This is a genomic window from Nitrospirota bacterium (genome assembly GCA_040757335.1).
Taxonomy (GTDB): Bacteria; Nitrospirota; Nitrospiria; order 2-01-FULL-66-17; family 2-01-FULL-66-17; genus JBFLXB01.
Genome location: JBFLXB010000015.1, coordinates 34,320 through 48,023, shown reverse-complemented (window position 1 = coordinate 48,023; position 13,704 = coordinate 34,320). Strand labels below are relative to the sequence as shown.

Annotated in this window: 14 protein-coding genes; 12 read left to right on the top strand and 2 right to left on the bottom strand. The window is 62.0% G+C overall.

Features of this window, described 5'->3' with window-relative positions; translation table 11 throughout:
• Position 1 precedes the first annotated feature (1 nt).
• The 12 genes from AB1451_09560 to AB1451_09505 are packed head-to-tail and all read left to right on the top strand — an operon-like array spanning position 2 to position 11,300.
• Positions 2-232, top strand: a complete 231-nt coding sequence (locus tag AB1451_09560) for a DUF4266 domain-containing protein (GenBank protein MEW6683150.1) — start codon at positions 2-4, stop codon at positions 230-232.
• A complete protein-coding gene (locus tag AB1451_09555) occupies positions 229-1,365 on the top strand; it encodes a DUF3570 domain-containing protein (protein ID MEW6683149.1) in 1,137 nt (378 codons plus the stop codon). The genes AB1451_09560 and AB1451_09555 overlap by 4 nt, the downstream gene beginning before the upstream one ends.
• A complete protein-coding gene (locus tag AB1451_09550) occupies positions 1,331-2,377 on the top strand; it encodes an FAD:protein FMN transferase (GenBank protein ID MEW6683148.1) in 1,047 nt (348 codons plus the stop codon). The genes AB1451_09555 and AB1451_09550 overlap by 35 nt, the downstream gene beginning before the upstream one ends.
• A complete protein-coding gene (locus AB1451_09545; GenBank protein MEW6683147.1) occupies positions 2,374-2,922 on the top strand; it encodes a hypothetical protein in 549 nt (182 codons plus the stop codon). The genes AB1451_09550 and AB1451_09545 overlap by 4 nt, the downstream gene beginning before the upstream one ends.
• Positions 2,906-4,837, top strand: a complete 1,932-nt coding sequence (locus AB1451_09540) for a tetratricopeptide repeat protein (GenBank protein ID MEW6683146.1) — start codon at positions 2,906-2,908, stop codon at positions 4,835-4,837. The genes AB1451_09545 and AB1451_09540 overlap by 17 nt, the downstream gene beginning before the upstream one ends.
• On the top strand, positions 4,834-7,668 hold the full coding sequence (locus AB1451_09535) for a tetratricopeptide repeat protein (GenBank protein ID MEW6683145.1): 2,835 nt from the start codon (positions 4,834-4,836) through the stop codon (positions 7,666-7,668). The genes AB1451_09540 and AB1451_09535 overlap by 4 nt, the downstream gene beginning before the upstream one ends.
• Positions 7,665-8,303 carry a tetratricopeptide repeat protein gene (locus AB1451_09530; GenBank protein ID MEW6683144.1) on the top strand — a complete coding sequence of 213 codons (639 nt, stop codon included), beginning with the start codon at positions 7,665-7,667 and terminating at the stop codon, positions 8,301-8,303. The genes AB1451_09535 and AB1451_09530 overlap by 4 nt, the downstream gene beginning before the upstream one ends.
• On the top strand, positions 8,300-8,632 hold the full coding sequence (locus tag AB1451_09525) for a hypothetical protein (protein ID MEW6683143.1): 333 nt from the start codon (positions 8,300-8,302) through the stop codon (positions 8,630-8,632). Before AB1451_09530 ends, AB1451_09525 begins: the two co-directional genes overlap by 4 nt.
• A complete protein-coding gene (locus AB1451_09520) occupies positions 8,629-9,351 on the top strand; it encodes a MotA/TolQ/ExbB proton channel family protein (GenBank protein ID MEW6683142.1) in 723 nt (240 codons plus the stop codon). Before AB1451_09525 ends, AB1451_09520 begins: the two co-directional genes overlap by 4 nt.
• The gene (locus AB1451_09515) at positions 9,341-9,829 is read left to right on the top strand and encodes a biopolymer transporter ExbD (GenBank protein ID MEW6683141.1); all 489 of its coding nucleotides are present in this window, start codon (positions 9,341-9,343) and stop codon (positions 9,827-9,829) included. The genes AB1451_09520 and AB1451_09515 overlap by 11 nt, the downstream gene beginning before the upstream one ends.
• Positions 9,826-10,341, top strand: a complete 516-nt coding sequence (locus tag AB1451_09510; protein ID MEW6683140.1) for a biopolymer transporter ExbD — start codon at positions 9,826-9,828, stop codon at positions 10,339-10,341. The genes AB1451_09515 and AB1451_09510 overlap by 4 nt, the downstream gene beginning before the upstream one ends.
• The gene (locus tag AB1451_09505) at positions 10,338-11,300 is read left to right on the top strand and encodes an AgmX/PglI C-terminal domain-containing protein (protein ID MEW6683139.1); all 963 of its coding nucleotides are present in this window, start codon (positions 10,338-10,340) and stop codon (positions 11,298-11,300) included. Before AB1451_09510 ends, AB1451_09505 begins: the two co-directional genes overlap by 4 nt.
• Positions 11,301-11,893: 593 nt before the next feature.
• Here AB1451_09505 and pgl read toward each other — a convergent pair.
• A complete protein-coding gene (pgl, locus tag AB1451_09500) occupies positions 11,894-12,556 on the bottom strand; it encodes a 6-phosphogluconolactonase (GenBank protein ID MEW6683138.1) in 663 nt (220 codons plus the stop codon).
• A 96-nt stretch (positions 12,557-12,652) separates the two neighbouring features.
• Positions 12,653-13,672, bottom strand: coding sequence for a phosphogluconate dehydrogenase (NAD(+)-dependent, decarboxylating) (gene gnd / locus AB1451_09495; GenBank protein ID MEW6683137.1), 1,020 nt, complete (start codon positions 13,670-13,672; stop codon positions 12,653-12,655).
• Positions 13,673-13,704: the final 32 nt, after the last annotated feature.

Genomic DNA, 13,704 nt, shown 5'->3' with positions numbered 1-13,704 from the left:
GGTGAACGTGAAGATCGTCATTCTCTGGGGTTTGCTCTGGGGTTTGCTGATGAGTGCGACCTTGGCCGGCTGCGCCGGCGTGAAGCCCTGGGAACGGGAGTATCTGGCGAACGAAATCATGCTGTTCGACCCGGATGCGCTCAAAACCGAGTGGCATGTACACGTCCAGGAGGTCCTGGAAGGATCTCGCGGCGGATTTAGCGGAAGTGGAGGAGGGTGCGGCTGCCGGTGATTGTGCACGCGCGCATTGGAACCGCAGGGAGCGTTTTGCTGTTGGCCGGTGTGCTGGGATCGGCCGAGGCCGTAGAACCACCCCAGGACGACACGGCAGTAGGCTACAACCTCTACAACGGCGGCGGCATCATGGTCCAGGGACCAGCCATGATCGTCAAGAAGGAACTGCTCAACCGGATGTCCGTGAAAGCAGGCGCCCGGATCGACTTGGTCAGCTCGGCGTCCATCGACGTCGTCACCCAAGCGAGCCCCTACAAGGAACGCCGGACAGAATATACCGTGGGCACCGACGTCCTGCACAGCGACGTGCTCACGGGAATTACCTACACCACGAGCCACGAGTCCGACTACACCTCGAACACTATCGCGGTTGCCATGGCGCACGACCTATTCGAGAAAAACACGACGCTCAACCTCAGATTCGCACGATCTTGGGACACGGTGGAGAAGAACGGCGACCCATCCTTCGGCCAGGAGGACGCAAACCGCACGATCTATTCCGCAGGCGTCACCCAATCGTTGAGTCCGCGATGGTTGGTTCAAGTGAATTACGAAGGCACAGCCGACTCCGGATTCCTCAACAACCCGTATCGAAGCGTGATCCTGGACAGTGGCGGGTTGGCGCCCGAAAACTATCCGGACTCCCGAACCGGCCACGCATGGGTGCTTCGCACCGGTTTCGGTTTCGTCCCCGATTCAGCGGGAGAGCTCTCGATCGGACAGCGCAGTTCCGTGAAATTTGACTATCGCTACTACCAGGACACGTTCGCCGTCGCCTCGCACACCGGCCAGGTGGAGTATCAACGGTACGTTCGGAACGAGTGGCTCCTCGGTTCGTTCTATCGATATTATCGTCAGGGGCAAGCCAGTTTCTACGGCGACCGAGTCCCCTCAACCCAGATCTACCGGGCCCGGGACAAGGAGCTCTCGCGATTCTCAGACCAGTGGATTGGCGCATCTCTCAAATACAAACCCCGGGGGTTTCACTGGCACGGTCTGGAAAATCTCTCGGTTCAGGTCAGCTATAGTTTCTTGATGTACGACTACGACAACTTCACGGATCCGCGCACCGGCGCACTGTACTCGCAGAGGGCCCATGTCTTACACACAAGCCTTGGCTTTACTTACTAGCGGATTGCTGCTGAGCGCCCTCGCCGAGAGGGCCGCGGCCTCACCACCAACGGAACGACCCTTGTTGGTCTCCGAGGAACGTGTGTTGATGGGCACCCAGGTGATCGTCAAAGCCGTCGGTGACGATCGGGACCACCTTCAGCACGCCGTCAACGCGGCGTTCGCCGAGGTGTCCCGCCTGGAACGACTGATGAGCAACTTCATGTCGGACACCGAGCTGTCCCGAATCAACCAACAGGCCGGTGTGGCGCCCGTACCGGTGGGTCGCGAATTGTTCGGTGTCATCAAACGATCGCTCGTTTTCTCGGAGGTCTCCGACGGCGCGTTCGACATCTCATTCGCATCGGTCGGTAAGCTCTGGAACTTCAGGAACGCCGTGCTCCCCTCCCCTGACGCGGTGAACGCTCAACTCCCGTTCGTGGACTATCGGAAGATTCAACTCAACGATGAACAATCTACCGTCTTTCTTCCGTCTCCTCAGATGGAAATCGGACTCGGGGGCATTGGCAAGGGGTACGCCATGGACCGGGCCATGACCGTGCTCAACGCGCACGGAATCCGCAACGCAATGGTCATGGCCGGGGGCGACACGCTGATCAGGGGCAAAAACGGCGACGACGTGTGGCGCGTCGGCCTTCGTGATCCGGACAAGGCGGACGGCATCCTCGCGGTGTTGCCCTTGGAGGACCAGGCGATTTCAACGTCCGGCGACTACGAGCGATTTTTCATCAAGGACGACGTGCGGTATCACCACATCCTCGATACCAGGACCGGCTACCCGGCAACCCTCTGCCGCAGTGTAACCATCCTGGCACCCGACGCCACCACCAGCGACGCGTTGTCGACCACCGTGTTCGTGCTGGGCCCTGAACGCGGTCTCGCGCTCATCGAACAATTGGAAGACGTAGACGCCATCATTATCGACCGTAACGGAAAGATGTTTCTCTCGTCGGGGCTCACGGGCTTGGGCCTCGGCGCCACCACCACGACACAAAGGACTTCGCAACCATGAGGCGGTACGGACGCATCCCACAATGCCGTTGGCTTCCGCTGCTTCTCTTCTTCGCGCTTCCCGTTGCGGCTGAAGACCTCCAACCGCCGGAACAGCAGATCGATGCCCTGGACGTCAAAATCCAGAAACTCAAGGACGACGTCATCGACCTCAACACCCAGATTTTCCGGCTCCAGGAGGAACTGCTGTACCCGGAGGACTCATCGGTGGTGGTGTTTCTTAGCGTGGATGGGGGAAACTACTTCGCCCTAGACTCGGTAAAGCTCATGGTGAACGACACCTTGGTCACCAGCTACCTCTACACCGATCGCGAAGTCACGGCGCTGAAAAAGGGCGGGGTTCAACGCCTGTATATGGGGAACCTCAAGGTCGGAGACCATCAACTGGCCGCGGTGTTTACGGGCAAAGGCCCTCAGGGTCAGGACTACAAACGCGCGGAGACTATCCCCCTCAAGAAGGAGAAGGGCGCGGCGTTCATCAAGTTGGTGATCCGCGACGACACCGCCAAAAAACAACCCGAGTTCTTGTATGAAACGTGGCGGTAACATCCTCTTCTTCGCGCTGGGACTGTGGTCGGCGCACGCGTGGGCCGACCCGTCGATCAACCTTCCCCAGCCTCCGAAAGCCCAACCCACGGGTGTGACCGAGGCTGCGCCGGCATCCGGCGCGGAACCGCGAACATCCGGGTCCACCACCGACGCGCTGAAAAGGGAAGCCTACTATCACTTTTTCCTCGATGATTATCTGACGTCCGCCACCAGATTGAAACTTCTGGAGGAGACCGTACACACGGACACGGACACGCTCAACCACGTGAGACTGCTTCGAGGTAGTCTGTACGTGGCCTGGGGTATGCATCGCCCCGCCACGGTGATCTTCGACCAACTGGTATCAGCGTTCCCTTCCGGTCAGGACCGCAACCAGGTGCTGTTGTTGATCGAGCGGCTCCAATACTCGCGTGCGCTCTACCAAGCCGCCGTTTCCACGTTTGAACGACTCACGCCCGACCCCGCATTCGCGTCAATGGATCACGCCGCGTACCTGGCCGGGATGAGCCACTACGCGCTCGGAAATTTCGAACGGGCCCTCGACGTGATGACCGCCATTCCCGGTTCCAGCGATTACCGGCCCTTTGCCCAGCTCACGTCCGCCAAATCACATACCCAACTGGCGAACGTGGACGAAGCGAGCCGCATGCTCGAGGAGTTGGGGGGCCTGCAACCTGAGGACGACGCGCTACTGCAGGCCTTGGCTGAAAAGAGCCGTCTGACCCTGGGCTTACTATTCACAGAAACCGGACGATACGACGAGGCATTACCGGCGTTCGCCTCGATCACCCAGACGAGCCCGTTTTACCCTGACGCGGTGTTCGGCGCGGGGTGGGTTCACCTGTATCAGCAGCGGTACGCCGAGTCCCTCGCCGCGTTTCTGACCCTCCTTCGCGCAGCGCCCAATCATCCGTATGCCCTCGAAGCCCTGACCACGATCGGCCATTGTTACGACCGCATGGGCGCTCGCGGTGAGGCGTTTCACGCGTACGGCAAGGCGCTCGACACGTATCGCCGCGAGCGACAAGCATTGGATACAATGCGGGGGCTCATCAAAGACCGCGATCGCCTCAGCGGGTTGCTGACGGATATGACCGCGGTGCTGGACAGCCCGATCGGCCCGCTATTGGACGACGACGGCCTCCGGTTCTGGGTCAGACAGTACGGAGAACTGGGGACCATTGAGCAGTACCTGGCCCGCAAGCTCGCTGACTCGGATGTGTTCCAGGTCATGGTCGATCACCGCGAGGCCGTGTTCCGGGATCGTGTGCCGACCGTCCGGGGGTTTCTCACCCAAAACCCTGTCACGCCGCTCCGACAGCGTGAGCACCAGTTGCAGGCCGCGCTCGACCAGGCCGTCCAACACGAAACCGCCGAGGCATGGGCGCTCGGCAGCGACCCCTCGGTCTTGAGCCAATTGGCCCTGGCCCGTGGTCAGAGCCGCGCGGTGGGCGAGACCATCGCGCGGCTCAGGCCCAGTGGTCAGTCGGATCGATTACAGATCGAGGATCTCAAGGCGCAATGGAACAACGCGGACCGCTGGCTCAGTATGCTCCAGGGCGAGCGGCTCTGGACCATCCTTACCGAGGTTCCCGGACGCCGCGACGACCTTCAGCGCGCGATCATACAAGTGCAAATCGACCTGGAACAGGCGGACCACGACCAACGCGCGCTGGTTGACTCCATCAACGGCTTGGACACGAAACTCAGCCAGTTCCGTCAGCGTATCCAGGCCATTCGACAGGACCTGGTCGCGTATCGGGGGGAGCTGATCGACCTCCGAGCCGAACTACTGCCGCCGTTGCAGGCCCTGCTACTAAAAGCGGTGGATCAACGCAGCGGCCAGATGGAGGCCATGGCCGCCGTGGCTCGGCTCAGCCAGGTTCACATCATGGACGTCTTGACCCAATGACGCGTTTCATCGCCATCCGTCCAACATGGTATCTGGGCGCCGCGTTGCTGCTGACAGCATGCGCCGGCACCAACGGCGCCGCAACGGCTCAATTTCCGGTGAGAGCCGCGAGCCCTCAACCCAAAGCGCCGGTGGTCGAGCAGGCTGCGCCGGTCATTCGGAAGGCGGACGTCATCACTGGGTATGAAGAGTTTCTCAAGCAGTACGGCGAGGCGGATCAGGACCTGCGATCCGAAGCCCTCAAACGCTTGGGGGATCTCTACCTGGAGCGCGCGCACCAACGGTTTCTCGCCGAGATGGACGCCTATGAGAACCGGCCGGATGGTCCTCCGCCGCTGGTGAACTATGACCAGGCGATCCAAGCCTACCAAGAATTGCTCCGCACCGATCCCACGTTCCACGGTCAGGATCACGTGCTCTATTCGCTAGCACGCGCCTACTCGGAGACTGGTCGCCGCGAGCTGGCCCAGCCGCTGCTGACGCGACTGGTCACCGACTATCCGACCAGCCCCCATCGCCAGGAAGCGTACTTTCGAATCGGCGAGTTCGAGTTCGACAGTCGTCGGTTCGAACAGGCGGCCCAGGCGTATGAGCAAGCCATCTCGATGGATGACCCGTTCCTGCAGGATAAGGCGGGCTACAAACTGGGGTGGACCTATTTCAACTTGCAAGCCTATCCACACGCGATCGAGAATTTTCTACAGTTGGTCGACCGCAAGAACGCTGATCAACAGGACCTGGCCGCTGATCCCGGTTCTCTGGTGTGGGAGGCGCTGACGTACGTAGCCATCTCGTTCCGCAGTGTGGGTGGGCCCGGTCCCATGGCCGTTTACTTCAAGGAACACGGTTCAGCCGTCTACGAAAAAGACCTTTATCTCATGATGGGGAACCAGTACGCGGCCGAGGGCCAAACTCAGAAGGCCATCGACACGTATCGAACCTTTGTCCGGGAACACCCTATGCACGGCATGGCACCGATCTTCGCGTCGTACGTGATCGAATCGTACGAGAAGCAGAAGGACACCCACGCCGCTCGCAACGCCAGAGTTGAACTCGTCAACAGCTACCTCAGCACCGGCGCCTGGTATCGGGCCAACGACGAAACCAGCCGCGGCCGTTCGCGCCCCTTGGTCAAAGACAGCTTGTACCGACTCGGAATCTCGGCCCACGCCGGTGCGCGAGAGAGCAAACAGCCCGACGATCACCGGGAAGCGGTCAGGTGGTATCGCCAGTTCCTCGCAGAGTTCCCCGTGGAAAAGGAGACGCGAGAAGTGCATCTGCTCTACGCCGAGTCTCTGTTGGCGCTCCAAGAGTATGCCCTGGCAGCCGCGGCGTACGAAGCAGTGGCATACGGCTACGCCGGGGTGCCGGTGGACAAAGAGCCCGCGTACTCCGCCATCGTGGCCGCGGAGAAGCTTCCAGATAAAAAGGGCCAAGAGCGGTTCGTCGCGTTGACCAAACGGTTCGCCGAGCAGTTCCCCAACGACACCAGAACCCCGACGGTCCTGCTCAAGTCCGGCGAGATCCTGTTCGAGCAACAACGCGACGCGGAGGCTCGAGAGGTGCTCGGGCAGGTTCTGGCCCGGTATCCAAAATTTACGGGCACCGCCACGGCGCAGAAGCTGATCGCCCACTCGTACATGCGGCAAGGCCGCTTCGATGAGGCTCGCGCCGCATATGCGCTCACCCTGTCGCTTCTCCCGACAACGGACAGCGTACAACGACGTGAGATGAGCGATCTACTGGCCGCAGCCATGTACAAACAGGCCGAGCGGCACAGGAAAGCCGATCGACTCGGCGAGGCAGCCAAGACATTCGCCGGGATTTCCCGGGAAGCTCCCGACAGCCCGCTGGCGGCCGGCGCACTATTCGAGGCGGCCACCCTATACGAAACGCTCAAACAGCCGGGAGAAGCCATCGTGGCCTACCAGCAACTGCTCCAGCGTGATCCCAAGTCCGACCTGGGCGCCAAGGCGGCGCTCCACATCGCGTTGATCCACGAGCAAGGCGAACAGTGGCTCCAGGCAGCCGAAGCCTTTGAAGCCGCGGCCAAGATGCCCCAGCATCAGACGCAGGCCCCCCAGATTCTCTGGACCGCCGGGCTTGATTATGAAAAGGCGTCCCAGTGGGAGAAGAGTTTCGCAGCGTTCGCGCAATTCACGGAGCGCTTCCCCAAACACGCGGACGCGCCGGAAGGCCTGTGGAAAATGGCCGTCATCCGCCAGCGCCAGGGGAAAAACAAAGAAGCGCTCGCACTCTTTGTCAGGGTGGAACACGAGGCCCCCGGCACCGTGTTCGCGGCACAAGCCGTGTTCCAACAAGCCGAGGAGTCGTTCCGATCGCTCAAGAAGATCGCGCTGAAGGAGCCATTCAAAAAGAATCTCAAGAGCAAGACCCAGGCATTGGACAAGACGATCACGCTCTACACCCGCGCCGCGGAGTCCCGCTACTTCGACGTGGTCGCCACGTCCGCCTATCGTCTGGGCGAGGTGTTCGAGCACTTCAAGACTGCGCTGCTCGAAGCCGAATTGCCCAAAACGCTGACTCCCGACCAAGTCGAGGAGTACAAGTTCCAACTGGAGGAAAAGGCCTTCCCGTTCGAAGAGAAAGCGATCCACGCTTATGCCAGCAACGTGCAGCGGGCCTCGAGCCAACCCGGGGCCTACAACGAGTGGGTCAAAAAGAGCTATGACCGGCTGGCCGAATTGCGGCCCGCGCTCTACAAGCGGCCGGAGCGAACCGAGCGGATCACGTCCAATATCGATGTGGAGACGTTGACGGCTCAACCGCTCTCGTCGATCATTGACAGACTGCTCACGGCCGAACGATGACGACGCGCCCTCAACAGAAAATGATCCTGTGGCTGCTGCTGGCGGCTGCGGCCGGCTGCACCCGAGCCACGTTGCCGCCGGCATCGCCCACACCGGCTCCAGCCTCCGCACGGAGCGACGAGGCCCGCGCAGCCGAGGCCCAAAAACTGGACCAGGTCCTCTTGTCGTTCCAGAAAGGCACCACCCTGGTGGAGGACGGGAAGTTCAAGGAAGCTCGCACCGTATTCGAGAACCTGCGGACGAATTATCCCCACGTGAGCGTGTTTCACAATAACCTCGGCGTGGTCTACAAGCGGTTGGGCCTCCTGCCGGAAGCCGTAGCCGCGTATCAACAGGCGATCGAGATTCAACCCCAATACCCCGAGGCGTACTACAACCTGGGCCTGGCGCTGCGGGAACAGGGCGAGTTTCGTCAGGCTGAAGACGCGTACCGCCGAGCCCTTGATGTCGCGCCGGATTTCCGAGACGCCACCTACAATCTCGCGGTGCTGTACGACCTCTATCTCAATGAGCCCGAGAAGGCGATCCAGCACTACGAAACCTATTTGGCATCCGGCGGGGAAGGCCGCGAAGAGGTCACGATCTGGATCGCCGCGCTGCACAAGCGGGTTGAACGCGCCAGGGAGACCCCGTGAGGCTTCCCGTCGCCGCACTCGGACTCGCGACGCTGGTGCTCGTGGTCGAGACGTCATGGGCCGCTGACACCGCTCCCACGCAAACGAGGACAGGCGGTTCGAGTGCCAACGTGGAGCGCTTTCTGATGGAGGGCACGGAAATCCAGGGCACGTTGGAAAAGCCCCACGTGGTGTACGTGGTGCCGTGGAAAGACACCTCCGCGGTCGAGGGCGACATCCCGTTGCGACGCAGTTTTCAGCAGGAACTACTCGAACCCGTTGATCGCGCGCGCTTTCAACGCCAACTCTCGCAAGGAACCAGCAACGCAACAAGAGGAGGTCTCCAATGATGAGTGTGTCGACGTTTATCAACTTCTTTCAGGCCGGCGGCTTCTTCATGTACCCGATCCTCCTGGTGCTCGCGGTGGCCACCGCGATCGTGGTGGAGCGGATCGTGGTCATCGCGCGCTCCGGAGCCAATGCCGAACGGCTGTGGGGCCAGATTGCGTCGCCCATCCAAGGTCGTCGCATGGACGAGGCGGTCCGTCATTGCACGCTGTCCCGCACGCCCCTTCATCGCGTCCTCGCAGCCGGCATCCGCGGCATGAAGGGGTCGTTCACGCGGGAAGACGTCCAGGGCAGTGTGGACGAAGCCATGATGCAGGTCATCCCGCGACTGGAAGCACGGCTCGGTTATTTGCCGAACCTGGCCAACGTGGCCACCCTGCTGGGACTCTTGGGCACGATCGTGGGCTTGATCCAGGCCTTCACCGCGGTCTCGCTGGCCGACCCCTCGCAAAAGGCCACCTTGCTGGCCAAAGGCATTTCCGTGGCCATGAACACCACGGCGTTCGGGTTGATCGTAGCCGTGCCGCTGATGTTGGTGTACGGCTTCCTGCAGAGCCGCACCAATCGCGTCATCGACACGGTGGAGGAGTACTCGCTTCGGCTCGTGAACCTCGCGGGACAGACCGCGCGCGAAGACGGGGCCGACGGGTATTCCAACGGCGCGGAGATGCACCAGGCGCGCCGCGCGGTCGGCATGAAAGGAGCGGTGCATGCGAAATAGCGTGCGGCAGCGACGGAGGCGCCGCCAGGGCCGAGACGACCACTCGCTCAACATCACGCCGTTCATGAACCTCATGGTGGTGCTGATCCCGTTCTTGTTGACGGGTGTGGTGTTTTCGCGGCTCGCGGTACTGGACCTGAATCTGCCCACCGCCTCCAGCGCGCAAGCTGCCACCCCGCCCGCGCAGGAACCATTCAAACTGATCGTGGCTCTGCACCTGGACGCCATCAGCGTGCGCGGCAGCGGCCTGGACGTGACGAGGCTCGCGCTGCAAAACGGCAAATACGACCTGGCGGGCCTGACCACGATCCTCCAACGGGTCAAAGCCGCCCACCCGCAGGAAAAGTCGGTAATCCTGCTGAGCGAGCCCGACGTGGCGTACGAGTCTTTGGTAGAAGTCATGGACGTGTGCCGCGAAGCCGGGGCGTCCCAGGAACTGTTCCCGGACATTTCCATCGGCGAGGTCAAACGCGCATGAAGCTCCGAGACCGACTGCACAATCGACGGGGCCGTGATGGCGTGGTCTCTCTGAGCCTCATCAGCCTCATGGATATTTTCACCATCCTGCTCTTGTTTCTCCTGGTGCACATTGCCGGTGAAGAGGCTGCCCTGCCGTCGTCCGAGGGTTTGAAGCTGCCCGCGTCCACCGCGGAAAAGGCCCCCCGCGCGACCGTGGCCCTGCTGGTGACGGAAAAGGAGATCTTTGTTGACGGCAAGCGCATCATGAGCGTGGCGCAAGCCATTGCCCAGCCCGACAACATCCTGGAACCGGTCAAGCAGGAGCTGACTCGGCTGGCGGACCGGACTCGCGCCATGGCGCAGAAAACGTCTTCGGTCACGTTCACGGGCAACATCACGATCATGGGCGACAAGAAGATTCCGTTCCAGTTGCTAAAAAAGCTCATGGCCACCTGCGCCCAAACGGGGTTTCCTCACATCGCGCTCGCCGTGATTCAAAAAGAGCAGATCACTAACGGAGACCGCGGATGATTATTGTCCCGCATTCAGACGACGAGCTGTTTAAGAAAACCCTGCGGTTCTCGCTGGGGTTCTATCTCCTCGCCGCAGCGATCGTGACCATAGTGCATATGCCTCTTCCCGAGCATCCGGATATCCAGGATTTACCCGAGCGAGTCGCCAAGCTCATTCTGGAGCCCCCGCCCATCGTGGCCACGCCCGAGAAACCCAAAGTCGCGGACGCCCCCCAAGAAAAGAAGGCGCCCGAAAAACCCAAGGCTGAGAAAAAGCCGGCAGCCGCACCCAAGAACTCGGCGCAACAGAATCGAGAGATCGTCAAACAGAGCGGGCTGCTCGCGTCATTGATCGAGGAGGAAGAAAAAGGCGGGCTCAGCGACATTATCGAGAGCCAGCGCCTGACCCAAGCCTTGTCTTCGGCGGATCTGATCACCGCTCCCACGACCAAGAGCAACCGGACCATTGTGGCCAAGTCCGTCTCGCGCGACACCGGCCTGGTGGACAAAGCCGTGGCCAAATCCAAGACGCTCGGGAGCGGCGATCGCACCAAGCTCGCGCAAGGTCAACAAGTCGCGCTCGCTCGAATTCCGGGCGGGACCGGAACTGGGGGAACGGGCAGCAGCGGGCAACGACTCGGCGATGGCGTGGGAATTCGATTAAAAGGCGGCGGATCAGGGTCAGGGGCTGCGATCGACTACGACGCCATCGCCCGCGTGGTGGAGCAATACAAGAACGGCCTGATCTATCTCTACAACAAAGAACTGCGCACCAATCCCACGCTCAAGGGCACTATCTCGGTGGAGTTCTCCATCGACTCCAGCGGCAAGGTCATTGACACCCGCATCGTCTCTACCACCATGGACCACGCCCCACTGGAACAAGCCTTGGCCAGCCGCATTAAAATGTGGAAATTCCCACACCTTTACGACGGCATCATCATCGTGACGTACCCGTTCGTGTTCTTTCCGGTCTGAGCGGCGCCGAAGAAGATCCCTCATTGCGCCCTTGTCAAACGGTGCTCGTCTCTCGCAGCGCCGCCTGCGAAGCGAGAGACGGCAGAGGGCTGGTTTGTGCCACGTGTGGTCGGAGCGACGCATTCGGCGTACTCCACTCGGGTTTTGCGCGCTGGCGGAGCACGATGACGTCGATACGTTCCCCGCACTGGCTGCACCGCCACGTTTCGCACCGCCATCGCTCGATCAGACGAGAACGGTCGTCCGATCGATCCAAGTTCATGGAGCCTTGGCATCGTTGGCATCTCATGTTGTCCTCCCGCGTTCCGACGCGCCACGGGTGCGCCGCGTCGACGTATTGAGCGATGTGCGATTTTGAGCATGTCTCAATCGGGGGAGAAAGTCCTATGCCCCAGATGGGGTGTTTTCGCAGATCCCCCCGTTTGGGGGATGTCACTGATTCTGATCCGGCGAGATTCTCAGCGCTGGAAGCGGGCAAAGGGCCCTGTACGGCTTGGAGATCGAGTGGACGTACGAGAAGCGTGGAGCAGATATCCGACTCGTACGAAGTGACGCCGATATCCCCGGCTAGGTTCGACCGTTGTGCCCGTACTTCACTGGGGTCCCGGCTGTCCCGCCGCCCGATCCGCGAGCACCAGAGCCTGCTCCCGACTGATTCTTCCAGCCGGGATCGACGGGTCGCCAGCGCGAAAACGCGCGAGCATCACGGCCTTCTCGCTACCCGTCACCAGCCACAGGATGCGCCGGGAACGATTGAGCATCGGGTACGTCAACGTCATGCGCCGTCTCCCCTTATAGACACCGGTCACCGCGACATCACGGTCAGTGACTTCGAGGACGGGATCCCCGGGTACCAGCGAGGCGGTGTGGCCGTCGGATCCAAGACCGAGGTGGGCGAGGTCGAGCACCGGCGGCGTGCCGGCGATCTTCTCGAGCATCAAGGCGTACGCCGCTGCCGCAGTCTCCAGATCGGGCGATTCCACCGGCATGGCGTAGATTTGCTCCGGGGGCGGCGAGGCTGGCGAGAGCAGGTTGTCGCGCAAATGGGTCATGTTGCGCTCCGTGTGTCCTGCGGGCGCCACACGCTCGTCCACCTGCACGAGATGCACCGCGTGCCACGGAACATCCTCAGCAGCCAAGGCCCGCAGCATCAGCCACGGGGTGCGCCCGCCGCTGACGGCCATCACAAACCGGCCCCGCGCGGCCACGGCTGCGCGCGCCTCCGCGGCAACGTGTTTGGCCGCCTCGTGCGCCACCGCCTCGGCTCCCGGAAGGACGGTGATCTTCAGGAGCGCGTCTCCAAGGTGGTCAGCAGTGGTCTTCCGTCGGGGGGACGTTGCCGGGCGAGCCCGCTATTTGCCGCTCGGTTTCTCGACGTGTCCCCCGAACTGGTACCGCATCGCCGAGAGCAGTCGGTCCGCAAAATCCGCCTCGCCCCGCGAGCTGAAGCGCTCGTATAGGGCCGCGGTCAGGACGTGGGCCGGCACGGCCTCGTCGATAGCGGCCTTGATGGTCCAGCGCCCCTCGCCCGAGTCCGACACCCGGCCGGCAAAACCCGCTAAGCTCGGATCTTTGACCAGCGCGGCCGCCGAGAGATCCAGCAGCCATGACGCGATCACGCTGCCGCGGCGCCACACCTCGGCGATGTCGGGGAGGTTGAAGTCGTACTGGTAGTGCTCGGGGTCGCGCAAGGGCGCGGTCTCGGCGTCGACCTGGCGTGATCGCGTGCCCACGTTGGCGGCGCGCAAGATGCCCAGCCCCTCGGCATATGAGGCCATGAGCCCGTACTCAATGCCGTTGTGCACCATTTTGACAAAGTGCCCCGCGCCGGTGGGCCCGCAATACAGGTAGCCCTGCTCGGCGGTGCCGCCGAGCGTTTCGCGCCCCGGGGTCCTCGGGATGTCGCCCACGCCGGGCGCCAGTGCTGCGAAGATCGGATCGAGGCGCTTGACCACCTCTTGTTCTCCCCCGATCATCATGCAGTAGCCCCGCTCCAGTCCCCACACCCCCCCGCTGGTACCCACGTCCACGTAGTGGATCCTCCGCGGGGCGAGCTCCTTGGCGCGCCGAATGTCGTCAATGTAATAGGAGTTGCCGCCGTCGATGACCACGTCGTCCGCCTGGAGATGCGGGAGCAGGTCGGCGATGGTTTGGTCCACCACCGCTGCCGGGAGCATCAACCACACCGTCCGCGGTTTTTCCAGGCTCTTCACCAGGTCCGCGAGCGAGTTGAACCCAACGGCCCCCTCCTGGGTCAGATCCTTCACCGTCTGCGGCGACCGGTCGAAGACCACGCAGCGATGGCCGCCTTTGAGCAGCCGCCGCACCATGTTCGCTCCCATCCTGCCGAGCCCGATCATCCCGAGCTGCATCCCCGGCTCCTTTCTCCGAATACCTGTGCAGG

Coding starts and splice junctions, on each gene's coding strand:
- AB1451_09550 (MEW6683148.1), top strand. CDS start 1,331: ATGTCTTACACACAAGCCTTGGCTTTACTTACTAGCGGATTGCTGCTG.
- AB1451_09545 (MEW6683147.1), top strand. CDS start 2,374: ATGAGGCGGTACGGACGCATCCCACAATGCCGTTGGCTTCCGCTGCTT.
- AB1451_09540 (MEW6683146.1), top strand. CDS start 2,906: ATGAAACGTGGCGGTAACATCCTCTTCTTCGCGCTGGGACTGTGGTCG.
- AB1451_09535 (MEW6683145.1), top strand. CDS start 4,834: ATGACGCGTTTCATCGCCATCCGTCCAACATGGTATCTGGGCGCCGCG.
- AB1451_09530 (MEW6683144.1), top strand. CDS start 7,665: ATGACGACGCGCCCTCAACAGAAAATGATCCTGTGGCTGCTGCTGGCG.
- AB1451_09520 (MEW6683142.1), top strand. CDS start 8,629: ATGATGAGTGTGTCGACGTTTATCAACTTCTTTCAGGCCGGCGGCTTC.
- AB1451_09515 (MEW6683141.1), top strand. CDS start 9,341: ATGCGAAATAGCGTGCGGCAGCGACGGAGGCGCCGCCAGGGCCGAGAC.
- AB1451_09510 (MEW6683140.1), top strand. CDS start 9,826: ATGAAGCTCCGAGACCGACTGCACAATCGACGGGGCCGTGATGGCGTG.
- AB1451_09505 (MEW6683139.1), top strand. CDS start 10,338: ATGATTATTGTCCCGCATTCAGACGACGAGCTGTTTAAGAAAACCCTG.
- gnd (MEW6683137.1), bottom strand. CDS start 13,672: ATGCAGCTCGGGATGATCGGGCTCGGCAGGATGGGAGCGAACATGGTG.